We start from the raw sequence: 17,536 nt of genomic DNA on the forward strand, positions 1-17,536 counted from the left end.
TGGGCATTCCTCATCGCGCACGACCGAGCGCACCTGGCCGTCGGGCAGGCGGAAGACGCTGTGGTGCATGCGGATCGGTCGGCGGGCGGGTGCGGGACGACGGCGCGGTCGTCACCACCGCCGAGATGCGAAGGTTGCGAACCGGATCGCGGCAGACTTTAGGGTAGGCAAGCCTTATTGCGCAAGATCGTCGATCTCAGCCGCGGACGTGCCGGGTGACCAGACGGTGCAGCAGCCGGGCCGCGGTCCGCGCGGTGCGCTGGTCGATATCGAGGTCCGGATTGAGTTCGGCGACATCGGCGACGGCGAGTTTGCCACTGGCGGTGACCTGGTCGCAGACGGCCTGGATCGTCGGCAGCGGCACGCCGAACGCGGCGGGCGCGCTGACGCCCGGTGCGACCGCGGCGGGCAGGACGTCGAGATCGATGGTCAGGTAGAGCAGATCGATCCCCGCCAGGAACTCCGCCACGAACGCGGCGGCGCGGTCCGGCGCGCAGTCGTCGTCGAGCAGGTACCGCACACCGAACCGATCGGCGGTGTCGAACAGGATCGTGGTGTTGCTGGGCTGGCTGATCCCGAGCACCGCGTACCGCACGTCGGGATCCTGGTCGAGGATCTGCCGGAACGGCGTCCCCGAGCTGGGCACGGGATCGGGGCGCAGGTCGAAATGCGCGTCCAGGTTGAGGATTCCGACGACGGTGCCGGGTGTGCGCCGCGCCGCGCCGGCCACCCCGAGATAGGTGCCGTAGGCGACCTCGTGCCCGCCGCCGAGCACGACCGGGAAAGCGCCCGCGTCCAGCAGGTCCGACACCGTCGCGCCGAGCAGGCGCTGGCCGTCTTCGAGCCGGCCGTCGGTGACCGCGACGGTGCCCGCGTCGTAGGCGCGCAGCGGTGCGCCGAGGGCCATCGGCGACAGCGCGCGGCGCAATGCCTCCGGGCCCCGGGCCGCGCCCGTCCTGCCCTTGTTGCGCCGCACCCCTTCGTCACTGGCGAAGCCGACGAACACGCACGCACCGGGGTCGGTGCCCGGCGCGTAGGGTGCCACGGCCTGATGCCAGCGCAGGTGCTCGGGCGTGGTGCCGTCGATCCGGCCGGTCCATGCGGATGTCATCGGGCAGACCTCATTTCGTCGCGGCGAGCGCGCCCGCGCGCCACACCCGGTCGATCAGCGGGACACCGGGGCGGTAGGCCAGGTGCAGGTGGGAGGGCGCGTCCAGCGCGATCGCGTCGGCGCGCGCACCGGGCGTCAGCGCGCCGACATCGGTGCGGCGCAACGCCCGCGCGCCGCCCGCGGTCGCCGCCCAGACGGCTTCGTCGGGCGTCATGTGCAGGTCACGCACGGCCAGCGCGATACAGAACGGCAGGCTCGTCGTGTAGCTCGTGCCGGGATTGCAGTCCGCGCCCAGCGCCACGGTGACGCCGGCGTCGAGCAGGGCCCGCGCGTCGGGATAGCTGTTGCGGGTGCAGAAGTCGGCGCCCGGCAGCAGCGTGGCCACGGTCTCGCTGCCCGCCAGGGCGTCGATATCGGCGGCGGTCACATGCGTCACGTGATCCACCGACGCGGCACCGAGTTCCACCGCCAGCCGCACCCCGGGACCCTGGTGCAGCTGGTTGCCGTGCACCCGCGGCACCAGGCCGTGCGCGATGCCCGCCGAGAGCACGGCGTGCGCCTGGTCGCGGTCGAACGCGCCCTGCTCGCAGAACACATCGATCCACCGGGCGTGCGGCGCGCATGCCGGGATCATCTCGGCGCACACCATCGCGACGTAGTCGTCGGCGAGGCCGGCGTACTCCGGCGGCGGCACGTGCGCGGCGAGCAGGGTCACCTCGTCGGTGAACCGGCCCGCGATCCGCACGCTGCGCAGTTCGTCGGCCACGGTCTGGCCGTAGCCGCTCTTGCATTCGACCGTGGTGCTGCCCGCGCGCAGCGACTCGTCCATCAGCCGCGCCACGTTCGCGGCGAGCTGCTCGTCGGTCGCCGCGCGGGTGGCCGCGATGGTGGTGCGGATGCCGCCGGCGCCGTACGGGCGCCCGGCCATCCTGGCCGCGAACTCCTCGGCTCGGTCGCCCGCGAACACCAGGTGGGAATGGGTCTCGACGAAGCCGGGCAGCACGGCGCGCCCGCCGAGGTCGACGCCGGTGTCGGCGGCGGGCGCGGCGGCGCTGTCGCCGACCCACACCACCGTCGCGTCGTCGAAGACGACGGCGGCGTCGCGGCGCAGGCCGAGCGGGCCGTCACCCAGGGCGGGGTCGTTGGTGACCAGGGCGCCGATGCCGGTCAGTGCGGTGGTGGGCACTGGGGGAGTCCTCCTAGGTGCGGGTGTCGATCATGTCGGTGTGCGCGGGGTAGATCATCCGCGCGGGCGGGTGGGCGGTGCGGCGCGCGACCGGGTAGTAGATCGCCGCGGTGAACACGATGCCGACGATCCAGGAGATGTCGGCGCCGCCGAGCAGATCCGTGATCGGACCGGTGTAGAGCTTCTGCGCCAGGAACGGGATCTGGGCCACCACGCCGAGGCCGTAGCAGGCCAGCGCGGGCACGTTCCAGGCGCCGTAGCGGCCGTGCGGGTCGTAGAGCGCGGGCAGGTCGACCCGTTCCTTCGAGATCAGGTAGTAGTCGATCAGGTTGATCGCGCTCCACGGCGTGAACACCATCAGCAGCACGAGCACGAAGTTCTTGAAATTGTTCAGGAAGTCCGCGCTGGCGGCGATCGCGATCACCATCGACACTCCGACGAACCCGACGATGTAGAGCGTGCGGGCACGGGTGGAGATCTGCGAGCGCCCGTCGAACGCGGTGACGGTGGTCAGGATGGACATGAACCCGCCGTAGGCGTTGAGCACGTTGACCGTCAGCTTGCCCACCACGATCACCAGGTACACGCAGAACGCGAGCACGGCGGGCCCGGCCAGGTGCCCGAGGAACCCGACCTGGTCGGCGAGGAAGGCCTTGCCCGCGACCGCGGCCACCAGCGCGCCGAAGGTCATCGCCCACTGCGAGCCGAGCACACTGCCGAGGAACGTCGACCAGAAGGTGGTGCGCTCGCTGGTGCTGCGCGGCAGGTAGCGGGAGTAGTCGGCGACGTACGGGCCGAAGGTCAGCTGCCAGCCCGCGCCGAGCGAGATGGCGAGCAGGAAGGTGACGATGTCGAAGCCGATCACCCCGACGAAGTCGCCGACCGGGTACTCGGCGAACAGCCGCACCGTCAGATAGGTGAAGCCGACGATCCCGATCACGGTCGCGATCCGCCCGACGACGTGGATCAGCCGATATCCGGTGACCGCGACGAACGCCGTCAGCGCGCCGAAGATCACGATGCCGATCACGGGGTTGTCCACGTGCAGCATGTTGTTCACCGCCTGCCCGGCCAGCACGGTGCCGGTCGCCGCGAAGCCCAGGTACATCAGGATCACCAGCACCAGCGGCACGACCGCGCCCTTGACCCCGAACTGCGCCCGGCTCGAGATCATCTGCGGCAACCCCATCCGCGGGCCCTGCGCGGAGTGCAGCGCCATCACCACGCCGCCGAAGACGTTGCCGAGCAGCAGCCCGACGATCGCCCACAGCGCGTCGGCGCCGAACACCACCGCCAGCGCGCCGTCGACGACCGCCGTGATCTGCATGTTCGCCCCGAACCAGAGGGTGAACTGACTGCGCGGCGTGCCGTGCCGTTCGCTGTCGGGGACGACGTCGATGGTGCGGCGTTCGGGGGTGAGGAGGTCCTCGGAACTGCCGGAGCTGGTCATAGCGGCCTGTCTTTCTGCGGTGACGCCGTCGAGCGTGGGACCGGCGCGTGTGCGCTGGATCACGTCCGATATGTATATGCCTGTATAGACAGGTACGTCAAGCGCTAGGCTGCCCGGCGACCGGCCGTGCGTTGACAGAGCTGTATATACAGGTTTATACATGTAGCGGTCGTTGTGACCGGCCCCACAGGCGAATCCGCCGGGTATCACCCGATCCGTGCGCCTTTCCGATCCCGGGAGAATGGTTTGAACAAGCCCGTTGCTGTGCTGACGCGCGGACTCACCGCGCGTCACATCCGTTTCATCGCGCTCGGCTCGGCCATCGGCACCGGCCTGTTCTACGGCTCGGCGGAGGCCATCCACCGGGCGGGCCCGTCGGTGCTGCTCGCCTACCTGATCGGCGGCGCCGCGATCTACATCGTGCTGCGCGCCCTCGGCGAGATGGCGGTGAGCAACCCGGTCTCCGGTTCGTTCGGCGAGTACGCCAGCAAGCACCTCGGCCCGCTGGCCGGCTTCGTGACCGGCTGGACCTACACCTTCGAGATGCTCATCGTCTGTCTGGCCGACGTCACCGCGTTCGGTGTCTACATGGGCTTCTGGTTCCCCGACGTGCCCCGGTGGATCTGGGTGCTGTCGATCATCTTCTTCATCGGCGCGATCAACCTGCTCAGCGTGAAGGTGTTCGGCGAGGTCGAGTTCTGGTTCAGCCTGGTCAAGATCGTCGCCATCGTGGCCATGATCGCCGGCGGCATCGCCATCCTGATCTTCGGCTTCGGCATCCACGACACCAGCGGCGGCGTGCAGAACCTGTGGGCCGACGGCGGCTTCTTCCCGACCGGCTTCGGCGGCTTCGTCGCCTGCTTCGCGATCGTCATGTTCGCCTTCGGCGGTACCGAGATCATCGGCATCACCGCGGGCGAGGCCGAGGACCCGCAGCGCACCATCCCGCGCGCGATCAACACGGTGCCGGTCCGGATCATCCTGTTCTACGTCCTCACCCTCGCGGTGATCATGGCGATCAATCCGTGGCAGACCATCGGCGACGAGGGCAGCCCGTTCGTGCAGATCTTCCAGAGCCTGGGCCTCGGCCCCGCGGCCGCCGTGCTGAACGTCGTGGTGATCACCGCGGCCCTCTCGGCCATCAACAGCGACATCTTCGGCGCGGGCCGGATGATGTACGGCATGGCCCAGCGCGGTCAGGCGCCCGCGGTCATGCGGCGGGTCTCGCGCAACGGCGTGCCGTGGATGACGGTGGTCATCATGACCGTCACCCTGCTGGTCGGCGTGCTGCTCAACTACCTGATCCCGGACAAGGTGTTCCTGGTGATCGCCTCGATCGCCACCTTCGCGACCATCTTCGTCTGGTTGATGATCCTGTTCTCGCAGTACCGCTCGCGGCAGCGGATGTCGGCCGCCGAGGTCGCCGCGCTGAAGTTCCCGGTCCCGCTGTGGCCCTACGGCCAGCTGATCACCATCGGTTTCCTGGTGTTCGTGATCGCGGTGATCGCCTTCGACGCCGACAGCCGGGTGGCGCTGGTCGTCGGCGCGGTCTGGCTGGTCCTGCTGTGGGTGGCCTACCGGCTCTGGGTCCGTCCGGCCCCGGCGCCGGAGGCGCCCGAACCGGTCGCGGCGCCGGATCCCGTCGCCGACATCGCCTGAGAAACCTGGTCCCGCACATCGTTCGGAATGGAGAAAACATAGTGAGCATCGACTCGGGCCGGACCGCACCGGTCGCGGTGGAACCGGTCGTCGTCGGCACGGGGCCGGCGGCGCCCCTGGACGTGGTGCGGGTCGCCAGGGACGGCGCCGCGGTGCGGCTGTCGGCGGAGGCACTCGCCGCGATCGGCACGAGCCGCAGGCGGATCGAGGCGCTGGCGGCCGACCCCAAGCCGGTCTACGGCGTGTCCACCGGCTTCGGTGCCCTCGCCGTCAGGCACATCCCGCTGGAGCTGCGTAAACAGTTGCAGCGCAGCCTGGTTCGCTCGCACGCGGCCGGGTCGGGTGCCGAGGTGGAGCGGGAGGTGGTGCGCGCGCTGATGCTGCTGCGGCTGTCGACATTGGCCACCGGCCGGACCGGCGTGCGTCCGGTGGTCGCCGAGACTTACGCCGCGCTGCTGTCGGCGGGGATCACCCCGGTGGTCTACGAGTACGGCAGCCTCGGCTGTTCCGGCGACCTCGCGCCGCTGGCGCACGTGGCACTGGCCGTCCTCGGCGAGGGCACGGTGCGCGACGCCGACGGCGAATTGCTCCCCGCCGCCGAGGCATTGGCCGCCGCGGGCATCGAGCCGGTCGAGCTGGAGGAGAAGGAGGGGCTGGCGCTGATCAACGGCACCGACGGCATGCTCGGCATGCTGGTGCTCGCCTGCCACGACCTGCGCCAGCTGCTGCGCCTGGCCGATGTCACCGCGGCCATGAGCGTGGAGGGTCTGCTCGGCACCGACAAGGTCTTCGCCGCCGATCTGCAAGCGCTGCGGCCCCAGCCAGGACAGGCCGTCGCCGCCGCCAATATGACCCGCCTGCTGGCCGATTCGGCGATCGTCGCCAGCCACGCGACCCCCGACTGCACGGTGGTCCAGGACGCCTACTCGCTGCGCTGCGCCCCGCAGGTGGCCGGTGGCGCGCGCGACACCCTGGCCCACGCCGAACGCGTCGCCGGCTACGAATTGGCCAGTGCCGTGGACAATCCCGTCGTCACCCTCGACGGCCGCGTCGAATCCAACGGCAACTTCCACGGCGCCCCCGTCGCCTACGTCCTGGACTTCCTGGCGATCGTCGTGGCCGATGTCGCCAGCATCAGCGAACGCCGCACCGACCGCTTCCTGGACAAGGCCCGCAACCACGGCCTGCCCCCGTTCCTTGCCGATGATCCCGGCGTCGACAGCGGTCACATGATCGCCCAGTACACCCAGGCCGCCATCGTCTCCGAACTCAAGCGCCTGGCGGCCCCCGCCTCGGTCGACTCGATCCCGTCCTCGGCCATGCAGGAGGACCACGTCTCCATGGGCTGGTCGGCCGCCCGCAAACTCCGCCGCGCCATCGACGGCCTCACCCGCGTCCTCGCCATCGAGGCCCTCACCGCCGCCCGTGCCCTGGACCTGCGCGCCCCCCTCACCCCGGCCCCCGCCACCGCCGCCGTCCGCGACGCCCTCCGCACCCAGGTCCCCGGCCCCGGCCCCGACCGCTACCTCGCCCCCGAAATCGACGCCGCCTACCACCTCGCCACCTCCGGCACCCTCCTCACCGCCGCCGAATCCGTCACCGGCCCCCTGGGCTGAACCCGCTCACGAACTGGGGCCCTGCGGGTTCGCAGGGCCCCAGTGCTGTTCCGGTGCGCAGTGATTCGTGCCCGCGACGTCGAACCCGTTCGCCGGGAACGGGCTCGACGTGACTGTGACGGATCGGGTCGGTGGGCGAGGGCGCCGCGCGGTACCGAGCGTGACGTTTCTCGCGGCCGTCTCCTCGCCGGGGCGCGGTGCCGCCGAACTGGCCCGTGAGACCGCTAGTCGGGGGTGCTGCGGAGCGTGGTGATGTGGTGCTGGACGGCGGCGCTCGCGCGAGGTTCGTCGCCGGTGGCGAGGAGGTCGAGGAGGGCGCCGCGCAGGACTGACAGGGCGAGGGTGCGGGTGGTGCGGGCGGTGGGGGTGTCCCGGTGGGCCGGGGGTTGGAAGCGGGCGAGGAGGTCGAGCCAGTCGTCGACGGTGGTGCGGGCGAAGCCGGTCCAGGGGCCGTCGGGGTCGACCAGGGAGCGGGCGTAGGCCTCGGTCCACAGGCGCAGGAGCGGGTGGTGGGCGGGCGCGGACAGCCAGCGCCAGACCTGGTCGACCGCGGCGGCGAGGTCCGGGGGAGTGGGGTGGCTGGTCAGGGCGTCGAGGAGGGTCAGTTCGTCGGCCCTTGCCCGGGCGAGCAAGGCCCGGACCAGGCCGTCCTTGTTGCCGAACAGGAACATCAGGACCCGGGGACTGGACCCGATGGCGGTCGCGAGCGGGCCGCCGCGCCGGCTGCGTCTTCTGCGTGCGCGGCACCGAACCCGGCGTGGCGAAACTACGCACCCTCCTGGTCACCCCCGCGGCCCGCGGCCTCGGCCTCGGCTCCGACCTGGTGCACACGGTCATCGCCTTCGCGACCGACTCCGGCTACCGGCGAATCACCCTGTGGACCACCGACGCCCAGTCCGCGGCCCGCCGCATCTACGAATCCGCCGGCTTCACCCTGACCACCGAAGACCCCCACCCCGGCTTCGGCCACGACGTCCTCGGCCAGCACTGGACCCTGAACCTCACCCCGATCGCCGCGAGCCGATAGCTCGCTCGCGATCGGGCATGCTGGAGGTGATCCCGCTCGTCGACAGAACAGGAATCACCGTGCCTCCGACGACCGATCGCCGCGAACCGACTGTCCGGCACTCCATCCGGCTGGTCCTGCTCGACGAGCACGACCGGCTCCTGCTGTTCTCCGGCACCGACGAAGCCGACGGCCACACCTTCTGGTATCCGATCGGCGGCGGTACCGAAGACGGCGAGACACCGCAGCAGACCGCGGCCCGAGAGGCACACGAGGAAACCGGCCTCACCGACCTCGTCGTCGGTCCCGAAGTCTGGCGCCGCCGCGCCTACGCCACCTGGGGCGGCACCACTTACGACTGCCGCGAACGCTACTTCCTCGCCCGCGTCCCCGCCTTCGACATCGACACCTCCGGTTTCACCGAGGTCGAACGCGCCACCGTCACCGGCCACCGCTGGTGGACCCTGACTGACCTCGCCGCCAACCCCGACCGCGTCGTCCCCGGTGACCTACCCACCCGCCTGGCCGACCTCCTGCTGAAAGGCCCACCCGCCGAACCGATCACCCTCGACGCCTAGCAGGCCGCCGCACCCGTCGAGTCGACCAGCGCGCCACGCACCCAGTCGATCGCGCGGCCGACGGTGACCCGGTCGCCGACGAGCTGGGCGGTCAGTGTCCAGTAGCGGTCGATGCGGTGGTCGGGGGTGTCGGCCAGCAGATGTTCGCGGAAGGCCGGGGAATCGCGGAGTCCTCGGGCATCGGCGTGGGCCTCGACGAAACGGTCGAGTTCGCTGCCGCGTCGTGGCCGGACGTTGTTCGCGACCCGGGCCACCACGTCCGTCAAGGCGTCCGCCACGTCGGCGTACAGGCCCTGAGGGTCGCGGATCAGGTCCGGCTGGTGCCACCAGAGGTATTGTCGCACTGCGCCGGTCATCGTGCGATCGGCCACGAGGGCGGCCAGTTCGGCATAGGCGACAACCTCGTCGACTGTGGGGTCGGCGGGCGGCTCGGGGACATTCCAGCCCACATAGCGGTCGACCTCGTGCCGGTCGATCGGGGCGAGGATCCGCCGCCAGAACCGCACGAGATCGTCGTGGAGGGCACCGCCGTCCTGGGCGGCGGCCAAGAGGGCCAGCCGGTCGGCTCGCTGCGCGGGGTCGGCCGACCCGACCGCCCGCAGGGAGGCCCGCCGCCACGCCACCGACCGGAATTCGCGCTCGACCCGCGCACTTTCGGCGGCGACGGCCTCGTCGATCGATCGTTCCCCGCGCAGCACCCCGGTGATCGACTCCAACCCGAGCCCGAACGCGCGCAGTCGCCGGATCAGCAGCAACCGCTCGGTCGCGCCGTCGGCCTCGAACAGCCGGTGTCCGCCCGGGCTGCGCCGAGCTTCGAGAATGCCCTCGTCGCAATAGAACCGGATCGTGCGCACCGGGAATCCGGTGCTGCGAGCCAGTTCCCCGATGCTGATCAGCAAGCCTGTGTCGTCCGTCACAATCCCTTGAACCTCCACCCCGGTGGAGCTTTTACCGTACCGGTATCACCCACCGGACAAGGAGATTCGTGGCTACCACGCAGGAAGAGATCGTCGCAGGCATCGCCGAGATCGTCGAGGAGGTGACCGGTATCGACGCCGAGGAGGTGACACCGGAGAAGTCCTTCGTCGAAGAACTGGAGATCGACTCGCTCTCACTGGTCGAGATCGCGGTCCAACTCGAGGACAAGTACAACGTCAAGATCCCCGACGAAGACCTGGCGAGCCTGAAGACCGTCGGCGACGCGGTTGCCTACGTCCAGAAGATGGAGGCCGACCAGCCGGACCTCGCCGCGGAGATGGAAGCGAAGTTCCGGGCGACGCAGCCGGAGTGAGCCGACACCGCCGCCGCACCGGGAACGGTGCGGGCGGCGGTGTGCCGGATCAGCTCTCCCGCATCGGAATACGCACCCCGCGCTCGCGGGCGACGTCGGCGGCGTGTTCGTAGCCGGCGTCGACGTGGCGGATGACGCCCATGCCCGGGTCGTTGGTGAGCACCCGCTCGAGCTTCTGGGCGGCCAGGGGCGTGCCGTCAGCGATGCACACCTGGCCGGCGTGGATCGAACGGCCCATGCCGACGCCGCCGCCGTGGTGGATCGAGACCCAGGAGGCGCCGGAGGCGGTGTTGAGCAGGGCGTTGAGCAGCGGCCAGTCGGCGACGGCGTCGGAACCGTCGGCCATGGCCTCGGTTTCGCGATAGGGGGAGGCCACCGAGCCGGAGTCGAGGTGGTCGCGGCCGATGGCCAGCGGCGCGGACAGCTCACCGGAGGCGACCATCTCGTTGAACTTCAGGCCCGCGCGGTGGCGCTCGCCGTAGCCGAGCCAGCAGATCCGCGCGGGCAGGCCCTCGAACTGCACCTTCTCTCCGGCCATGGTGATCCAGCGCTTCAGGTGCTCGTTCTCGGGGAACAGCTCCATGATGGCGCGATCGGTGGCGGCGATGTCCTTCGGATCGCCCGACAGCGCGGCCCAGCGGAACGGACCAAGGCCTTCTTCGAACAGCGGCCGGATGTAGGCGGGCACGAAGCCGGGGAACGCGAAGGCCCGGTCGTAGCCGCCCTTGCGGGCCTCGTCGCGAATCGAGTTGCCGTAGTCGAACACCTCGGCGCCCTTGTCCAGGAACCCGACCATCGCCTCGACGTGCTTGGCCATCGACGCCTGTGCCTCGGTGGTGAACCACTCCGGGTCCTTCGCCGCGAGGGTGTGCCAGTCCTCGAGCGCGACACCGATCGGCAGGTACGACAGCGGATCGTGGGCCGAGGTCTGGTCGGTCACGATGTCGATCGGCGCGTCCATCGCCAGCAGCCGCGGGAACACCTCGGCCGCATTGCCGACCAGGCCGATCGACAGCGCGCGCCGCTCGTCACGGGCCGCGATCGCGAGTGCGAGCGCATCCTGGAGGGTCTCGGCCTTGGTGTCGAGGTACCCGTGCGCGATGCGCCGATCGATGCGGGCCGGATCGCAGTCGACGCAGAGCGCGACGCCCTCGTTCATCGTCACCGCCAGCGGCTGCGCGCCACCCATGCCGCCGACGCCCGCGGTGAGGGTGATGGTGCCTGCCAGGGTGCCGCCGAACCGCTTGCGCGCCACCGCGCCGAAGGTCTCGTAGGTGCCCTGGAGGATGCCCTGGCTGCCGATGTAGATCCACGAACCGGCCGTCATCTGGCCGTACATCATCAGGCCGAGCTGCTCGAGCTTGCGGAAGTCCGCCCAGTTCGCCCAGTCGCCGACCAGGTTGGAGTTGGCGAGCAGCACGCGCGGCGCCCACTCGTTCGTGCGGAACACGCCGACCGGCTTGCCGGACTGCACCAGCAGCGTCTCGTCGTCGGCGAGGGTCTCGAGGGTTCGCACGATCGCGTCGAAGGCCGCCCAGCTGCGTACCGCGCGGCCGGTGCCGCCGTAGACGACGAGGTCGTCGGGACGCTCGGCGACCTCGGGATCGAGGTTGTTCATCAGCATCCGCAGGGCGCCCTCCTGCTGCCAGCCCAGCGTGTGCAGCTGCGATCCGCGCGGGGCGGACACGGGCCGGGGGCCGGGTTCGGGCTGGGTGGCGGCGTCGGTCATCGGTTCACTCCTCGGAAATGACGGCTGTGTCCTGGGTCACTGAAATCCAGACTAGTGGTATAGTCCTGTATATACAAGTAGCTGTCAAGCGTGCTGTGTCGTTCGGGCGCAACGTATTCTCTGGGCAAACTGAGGGAACGGATACCGTGGTGGCGATCGAAGTGGTCGATGCGGACCTGGCCGCGCTGTACGGCGAACTGGGCACCGAGTTCGCGGCGTACGAACGCGTCAAGCAGCTGATCATGGCGCAGATCAAGGGTGGGCGCTGGACCGAGGGTGAGCAGATCCCCTCGGAGAATCAGCTGGTCAACGCGCTGGGCCTGTCCCGGATGACGATCAACCGCGCCCTGCGCGACCTCACCGCCGACGGCGCGCTCAACCGGGTGATGGGCGTGGGCACCTTCGTCGCGCCGACCAAGGCCGCCTCGCCGCTGTTCGAGGTCAGGAATATCGCCGACGAGATCACCCGGCGCGGTCACCGGCATCGCACCGAGGTGGTGTTCGTGCGCGCGGAGGAGGCGGGCGACCGGCATCCGGTGCTCGGGAACGCCATGAGCGGCAGGGTGTTCCACTCGCTGCTGGTGCACCGCGAGGACGACATCCCGATCCAGGTGGAGGACCGCTACGTCAACCCGGCGCAGGCGCCCGACTATCTGGCGCAGGACTTCACCACCGTCACGCCGAACACCTACCTCAGTGAGGTGGCTCCGCTGATCCGCGGCGAGCATGTCGTGGAGGCGGTGCGGGCCAGTCGCGAGGAGTGCGCGCTGCTCGACATCGATCGCGACGAGCCGTGTCTGCTGATTCGCCGCCGCACCTGGTCCTCGGGCGGGCTGGTCAGTGCGGCCCGGTTGATCCACCCCGGATCACGCAACCGGCTGGAGGGCAGCTTCGGTTCCGCGGCGAATGACGCCGAATAAGAGGTCTCGGCTCAGGCGGGTAACTCGCCACGCCATTCTCCGCAGTGTGCGCACTGTCCAGTGAAAGATGTGACTCGCCCCGCGGTGGTCCCCGGAATTGTTATGCGATCTGAATATCCTGGAGCGATAGCAAATCTTCCGCTAATCGCAAAGATGGGCTTGACCAGGCTATCTCCGCAATAGATGGGTGAGGGCCGGTTTCGGGTTATCACTGTTTCGTGACGAACTACGCGACATGCCGGATTCGGGCTGTACGTTTAGTGGCCCATGGCTCGCTGGGTTCCATTCGGGTAACGGAGGGCGGAAATGGCTACAGTCGCGCGGCAGTCGGGGCCGCACAGGGTGAGTGCCCGGCAGAGCTTTTCCGCAGTGAAATCCACGCTGTCGCCGTCGACGCTGGTGACGGTCGGGTTGATCTTGTTGATCCCGGTTCTCGCCACCGCGGGGCCGATCCTCGCGTCGGCGATGATCGCCCGCTACGCCGGGGTCGGGCGGTCGGGGGTGGTGGTGCTGGCGGTGCTCGCCGGCGTGGTCGCGGTCGCGGTGCTCGCCGCGTGCTGGGCGTTCCGGCAGGCGTGGCGACGCGGTCCGGCCGGTCGGCCTTCGTTGGGTTCCTTAGCGCGGTAGGAGATCGCCATGCAGACGTACCGACCCACCGCGGGCGCTGTCGTCCCCGCGATCGAACCGATCAGTACCCCGGACGTCGTCGAGGAGTGCCGCCGCTTGCGCATCGTCGCCCGGATCGACGACGCCGTCGTCTGGCAGGCGGCCGCGACGCGACTGCTCGAGTGCGGGCGCCGGCGCTGGCGCACCCGCACCGATATCGCCGATCAGCCTGCGGTGCGCCGGTGGTCGCGCATCGAGGCCACGCGGGAAGTTCCCGAGCGGCCGAGCCTGCCCGCGCTGTTCGCCGCGGTCGCCGCCGGCGCGGAGATCGGCGCCGCGGACCCGTACGCCGACTTCGCCGCCGCGATCATGCTGCTGGCGAGCTGCCCGGCCGAGGTGGTCCTGCAGTCGGATCCGCGCCACGATCCACGCGCCGTGCGCTTCTCGGTCTTCGCCTGCCGCGAGGACGATCTGCCCCTGGCGGAGGATCTGATCACCACCACGATCCTGTCCTGCGGCGCCGTTCTGGCCCGACGCTGCTCGGTGCTGCGCCGGGGCCCCGCGGTCCGCCCGCCCGCCCCGATCGTCGACCACCCGCTGCCGGAACTGCTCGTTCTCGGCAGCAGTACCGCCGCCCGCTGATCACCCCTCGGCGAGTATCTCGCCGAGGGCGGCGGTGATCGCCGCGCGCAAGTCGTCGTGCCGGGCGTCGAGCGCATGCTCGGGCGCCGTGCGTTCGGCGCCGTACAGGTACACCAGTCCGGCGCGGAGGTCGGCCGGCTCCCACTCGTACCGCGCGTGCACGTGCCCGTGCAGGTGCGTCCAGGTGTTGCCGAGCACCTCGTAGTTGATCCGCCGGAACGCGGGATCGGCTGCGCGGCAAGCCCGTTCGACCGCCTCGCCCAGGACGACGAGGTCGGCCATGAACGCGATCCGTTCCGGCCGTGGCAGATCGGTGAGCTGATCGGCCGCGCCGTCGTAGATCAGGACGCAGTACCCGGGCAGGTGCTGGGTGTCGCCGATCACGGCCCATCCGGTCGTGAGACGGCACAGTGCCGTCGGATTCGTCCCCGCGGCCGCCGTCCCCGCGCGATCGCGGCGCCAGTCGTCGTCGGCGGTGTCGACCTGATCTCCGGTCATGCTGCCCCGTTCCTGGTGTGCGCCGACGGCGCCTGTGTGAGCAGGGATTTCGATCCTACCCCGGGCTCGACGGCCGCATCGATCCGAAAATCGGGGATGTTCCTCTTTGACATTCGGTGATGAATTGTCAAGTGCGCCTGTATATCTCGAGCCGGGCATGGAGTGGTTTGGGAAAAGCCCCAAAAGTTCGACTTCCGAGTCGGCGAGATCTCACCAAGCGCTCGACCCGATTCGCGGCATCGACGGTGTGGTCGTAGAGTCGTCGCACGAGCAGTGTTCGCGTGCTCCCTCGGTGGCCGCTCGCCGGACGATGATGTCCTCGGCGAACGGTCCGGTCAGGCCGTTCCCGGCATCCCAGGGACCGGTCTCGTAGTCGGCGTGACCCTACAAGGGGGCCGTCACGCCGAATCATCTCTGCCGCAGCGTCGCGTCAGCCCACGATTTTTACGTTCACGCAACACGTTCCCGGCCATGCATGGGCTAGGGTCACGAAATCTGTTGGGGCACTGACGCTTACGACGCAAGTCCGATCGGACGAGCGGGGGTCGTCCACCGTCTTCGGTGCGCTCATGCGCACGAGTTACTTTGCGGCACTATCGATTCCGACATATCGAACTGGAACTTGTTGTAGTGCTTGACAATTCGGCGGGGTCTCTACAAAACTACCCGTCGGTAGCCGACGATCGGGAAGCTCGGGCCCGGTAGTTGTGACAAGTCACCGCCGACGATGCCACCGCCTGAACCCCCGTGAACCCCTGTGCACCAGTCGGGGTGAACCTCACCGCCACCGTGACCATCACCAAAGGAGTTCAGCGCTATGGACAATCCCGCGCTACCCTCAGCGCACCGTCAGGATGCTCATCCGGCAGTGCACCCGGAGCACTCGGGTGATCAGGTGGCGGTCCTGCCCAGACCGTCGGTCAGCACGCCGTCCACCGTCGCCGACGACGTCAGGACCGTGGGCCCGGTCGAGCTGCTTCCGCTGGTCACCGACCGATTGCGGGAAATCCTCATCACCGGTGGCGATTTCGACGACATCTACCGGCACGTTCTGGCCGCACCCGGCAAACGCGTGCGGGCCCGCCTCGTGCTCGCGTGCGCGCGACTGCTGCCCGACGGCGCGGCCGCTCCGCGACCCGCCGCGATCGACCTGGCCTGCGCCATGGAGATGCTGCACGAGTCCTCGCTGCTGCACGACGACATCTGTGACGGGTCCCTGTTGCGCCGCGGCGCGCCCTCGGTGCCCGCCGCGTTCGGGGTGCGCATCGCCGCCAGGGCCGGCTTCCACATGGCGGGCACCGCCATGCAGGTGGTCGCCCAGGTTCTGGCCGAGAATCAGAACGTGTTCGGCGGCATCGGCGAGGCGCCGGGCGTCACCTACGCCGACCGGCTCTCCGACCTGTCCTTCGGCCAGCTCATCGAAACCCTGCCGCCCGCGGTGGACGCGACCGCGCTGCGCAGGCACTACGAACTCGTGGCCGGCGCGAAGACCGGCACGCTGTTCCGGCTCTCGTGCTCCTACGGCGGCACGGCGGGCGGTGCCGATCACGATCGCCTGCAAGCCCTGATGCAGTACGCCGACCAGCTCGCGCTCGCCTTCCAGATCATGGACGACGTCCGCGACATCGAGGGCGGCCCCGAACTGGGCAAGGACGCCTGCGGCGACCTGGACCGGCGGGTGCCGACCTGGCCGGTGATCGAGTGGCTCGCGGTGCGTCCCGGCGCCAGGGAGATGTGGCTGTCGACCGAGACCGCCAGCGCGACCCTGCAGGCCGACCTGGTCGACAGCGGCGCCACCCAGGCCGCGCGTGCCGTCGCGCTGCAGGCCACCGAGACCGCGAGCGCGGCCTTGGACATCTTCCCGTCGTCGCCGGCCCGCGACGACCTCCGCGAACTCTTGCAGCAGGTGATCAACCGATGAGACAGACCAGAATCGGCTCCCTGGCCTACGGGCTGCGGCATCTGCGGCGCGCGCCCGACATGGCCGCGCTGCGGGCCGCGGCCACACCGGACGAACTGGCCCGGCTGGCCCTGATCCCCGCGGGCCGCAACCTCGGCATCTCGGTGAGTTTCCTGCCCGCGCACCTGCGCGCGGAGGCGACGGCCGCGCTGCTCGCGTGTCGCGTGCTCGACGCCTTCGAGGATCTCAGCGACCGCGCGGTCGCCAGCGGCGCCGTGCTGGCCGCGGCCGACTACCTCAACAGCACCTCCGACACGCCGCCACCCGCCCTGCCGACGGTGCCCGCCGAGGCCCGCGACAGCGAGGCCGTCGACCGGCTGCTGGCCGAGCGCATCGGTGACATCAGGGCGCTGCTGTCGGCGCTGTCGGCCGAAGGCCAGAAGCGGGTCGGTGAGGTGATCACCGACGTCGCCGGGGTGATGGCCCGCAATATCGACGGACCGCTCTCGCGCGTGGCCTACAGCGAGGGCGTGCTCGGCCGGGTCACCCACTACGCGTGCGCCCTGGTCGCCGAGGATGTGCTCTCGGAAGCGGATCTGCGCGAACTGACCGGCTGCGTCGCGGTGATCGCCCAATCGGCGAACGACCTGCGCGACAACGAGTTCGAGATCTACGGCGTCGCCGACCGCGAAGAACTGAAGCGGATGGTGATGCTGCAACTGCTGGCACCCGCGCTCGGTGGGTTCGCCCTGCTGGCGCGGCTGGGCCCCGGCACGCCCAGTCGCGGTGCGCGCGCGGCGATGGCGTACATGACCATCACCACCTCCGCGTTCCTGTGCTCGGTCGTCGACGCGCCGTCGCCGTACCGGCGCAAGGTCGGCGCCGCGCTGCTGGCCGCGTCCTCGTCGCGGTACTGGACCAGGATGATCGACCGCGTCCGGCACACCGCCGACCTGGCGATCCACCGGATGCTCGACGCCTCACCGGATTTCGCCGAGGGCGCCAGCGGCACCCGCGAAGTGCTCGGCGCCGGTGATCCGGCCACGATGCCGACCTCGCTGGTCCCGCTGATCGTCGACACCACCTTCGCGCTGGTGCAGACCCTGCCGGAAGCCCCGCTGACCGGCGAACTGCCCGACGCCGAGGTGCGCACGATGATGATCGCCGACCATCTCGCCTTCGGCGCGATGGAGCGGGTGCCACCGCACGAACCCGAAGCGCTGCAAGCGCTCGCCACGAGACTCCAACTCGCTGCCCTCGACACCAGCACCCAAGGGAGCCGCCCATGAGCATCCGCACCAGACCCGCGCTCACCGTCCTGGACACCACTAGCGAAGGAGCTCG

The 17,536-nt window shown here is 70.0% G+C and carries 17 protein-coding genes; 10 read left to right on the plus strand and 7 right to left on the minus strand.

Features of this window, described 5'->3' with window-relative positions:
* Positions 1 to 196: 196 nt before the first annotated feature.
* The 3 genes from hutG to ACFYWJ_RS18290 are packed head-to-tail and all read right to left on the minus strand — an operon-like array spanning position 197 to position 3,747.
* Positions 197 to 1,111, minus strand: a complete 915-nt coding sequence (gene hutG, locus ACFYWJ_RS18280) for a formimidoylglutamase (protein WP_355275650.1) — start codon at positions 1,109 to 1,111, stop codon at positions 197 to 199.
* 10 nt (positions 1,112 to 1,121) lie between these two features.
* Complete coding sequence (gene hutI / locus ACFYWJ_RS18285; RefSeq protein WP_355275648.1) at positions 1,122 to 2,297, minus strand: imidazolonepropionase; 1,176 nt, start codon at positions 2,295 to 2,297, stop codon at positions 1,122 to 1,124.
* Between the two features lie 13 nt (positions 2,298 to 2,310).
* Positions 2,311 to 3,747: a cytosine permease gene (locus tag ACFYWJ_RS18290; RefSeq protein ID WP_355276002.1), complete on the minus strand. Its 1,437-nt coding sequence runs from the start codon at positions 3,745 to 3,747 to the stop codon at positions 2,311 to 2,313.
* Positions 3,748 to 3,993: 246 nt separating this feature from the next.
* Here ACFYWJ_RS18290 and ACFYWJ_RS18295 point away from each other — a divergent pair, with 246 nt between their 5' ends.
* The gene (locus ACFYWJ_RS18295) at positions 3,994 to 5,406 is read left to right on the plus strand and encodes an amino acid permease (protein ID WP_355275647.1); all 1,413 of its coding nucleotides are present in this window, start codon (positions 3,994 to 3,996) and stop codon (positions 5,404 to 5,406) included.
* Positions 5,407 to 5,447: 41 nt separating this feature from the next.
* Entirely contained in the window at positions 5,448 to 7,022 is a 1,575-nt protein-coding gene (gene hutH, locus ACFYWJ_RS18300; protein ID WP_355275645.1) for a histidine ammonia-lyase, read from the plus strand.
* A gap of 224 nt (positions 7,023 to 7,246) precedes the next feature.
* On the opposite strand, the gene ACFYWJ_RS18305 is transcribed toward hutH, so the two are convergent.
* The gene (locus tag ACFYWJ_RS18305) at positions 7,247 to 7,693 is read right to left on the minus strand and encodes a TetR family transcriptional regulator (protein WP_355275643.1); all 447 of its coding nucleotides are present in this window, start codon (positions 7,691 to 7,693) and stop codon (positions 7,247 to 7,249) included.
* Between the two features lie 65 nt (positions 7,694 to 7,758).
* On the opposite strand from ACFYWJ_RS18305, the gene ACFYWJ_RS18310 reads away from it, so the two are divergent.
* A complete protein-coding gene (locus ACFYWJ_RS18310; protein ID WP_355275641.1) occupies positions 7,759 to 8,049 on the plus strand; it encodes a GNAT family N-acetyltransferase in 291 nt (96 codons plus the stop codon).
* Positions 8,050 to 8,108: 59 nt separating this feature from the next.
* Positions 8,109 to 8,606, plus strand: coding sequence for an NUDIX domain-containing protein (locus ACFYWJ_RS18315; protein ID WP_355275639.1), 498 nt, complete (start codon positions 8,109 to 8,111; stop codon positions 8,604 to 8,606).
* On the opposite strand, the gene ACFYWJ_RS18320 is transcribed toward ACFYWJ_RS18315, so the two are convergent.
* Positions 8,603 to 9,523 (minus strand): MerR family transcriptional regulator, encoded by a 921-nt coding sequence (locus ACFYWJ_RS18320; protein ID WP_355275638.1) that lies wholly within the window; start codon positions 9,521 to 9,523, stop codon positions 8,603 to 8,605. The genes ACFYWJ_RS18315 and ACFYWJ_RS18320 overlap by 4 nt on opposite strands.
* Positions 9,524 to 9,591: 68 nt before the next feature.
* Here ACFYWJ_RS18320 and acpM point away from each other — a divergent pair, with 68 nt between their 5' ends.
* Positions 9,592 to 9,897: a meromycolate extension acyl carrier protein AcpM gene (gene acpM, locus ACFYWJ_RS18325; RefSeq protein WP_355275637.1), complete on the plus strand. Its 306-nt coding sequence runs from the start codon at positions 9,592 to 9,594 to the stop codon at positions 9,895 to 9,897.
* 49 nt (positions 9,898 to 9,946) lie between these two features.
* On the opposite strand, the gene hutU is transcribed toward acpM, so the two are convergent.
* Complete coding sequence (hutU, locus tag ACFYWJ_RS18330) at positions 9,947 to 11,626, minus strand: urocanate hydratase (protein WP_355275635.1); 1,680 nt, start codon at positions 11,624 to 11,626, stop codon at positions 9,947 to 9,949.
* A 146-nt stretch (positions 11,627 to 11,772) separates the two neighbouring features.
* On the opposite strand from hutU, the gene hutC reads away from it, so the two are divergent.
* The 3 genes from hutC to ACFYWJ_RS18345 all read left to right on the plus strand — a co-directional run bounded on the left by hutC (position 11,773) and on the right by ACFYWJ_RS18345 (position 13,794).
* Positions 11,773 to 12,546 (plus strand): histidine utilization repressor, encoded by a 774-nt coding sequence (gene hutC, locus ACFYWJ_RS18335; protein ID WP_355275634.1) that lies wholly within the window; start codon positions 11,773 to 11,775, stop codon positions 12,544 to 12,546.
* Between the two features lie 369 nt (positions 12,547 to 12,915).
* Positions 12,916 to 13,173: a hypothetical protein gene (locus tag ACFYWJ_RS18340; RefSeq protein WP_355275632.1), complete on the plus strand. Its 258-nt coding sequence runs from the start codon at positions 12,916 to 12,918 to the stop codon at positions 13,171 to 13,173.
* Between the two features lie 9 nt (positions 13,174 to 13,182).
* Complete coding sequence (locus tag ACFYWJ_RS18345; protein ID WP_355275630.1) at positions 13,183 to 13,794, plus strand: hypothetical protein; 612 nt, start codon at positions 13,183 to 13,185, stop codon at positions 13,792 to 13,794.
* Here the strand turns inward: ACFYWJ_RS18345 and ACFYWJ_RS18350 are convergent, their stop codons facing one another.
* Positions 13,795 to 14,292: a diadenosine tetraphosphate hydrolase gene (locus tag ACFYWJ_RS18350; protein ID WP_355275628.1), complete on the minus strand. Its 498-nt coding sequence runs from the start codon at positions 14,290 to 14,292 to the stop codon at positions 13,795 to 13,797.
* A gap of 895 nt (positions 14,293 to 15,187) precedes the next feature.
* On the opposite strand from ACFYWJ_RS18350, the gene ACFYWJ_RS18355 reads away from it, so the two are divergent.
* Both ACFYWJ_RS18355 and ACFYWJ_RS18360 read left to right on the plus strand, forming a co-directional pair.
* On the plus strand, positions 15,188 to 16,213 hold the full coding sequence (locus tag ACFYWJ_RS18355; RefSeq protein WP_355275626.1) for a polyprenyl synthetase family protein: 1,026 nt from the start codon (positions 15,188 to 15,190) through the stop codon (positions 16,211 to 16,213).
* On the plus strand, positions 16,210 to 17,481 hold the full coding sequence (locus ACFYWJ_RS18360; RefSeq protein ID WP_355275624.1) for a hypothetical protein: 1,272 nt from the start codon (positions 16,210 to 16,212) through the stop codon (positions 17,479 to 17,481). The genes ACFYWJ_RS18355 and ACFYWJ_RS18360 overlap by 4 nt, the downstream gene beginning before the upstream one ends.
* Positions 17,482 to 17,536 lie beyond the last annotated feature (55 nt).

Source organism: Nocardia sp. NPDC003269 (genome assembly GCF_042888005.1).
Lineage (GTDB): Bacteria > Actinomycetota > Actinomycetes > Mycobacteriales > Mycobacteriaceae > Nocardia.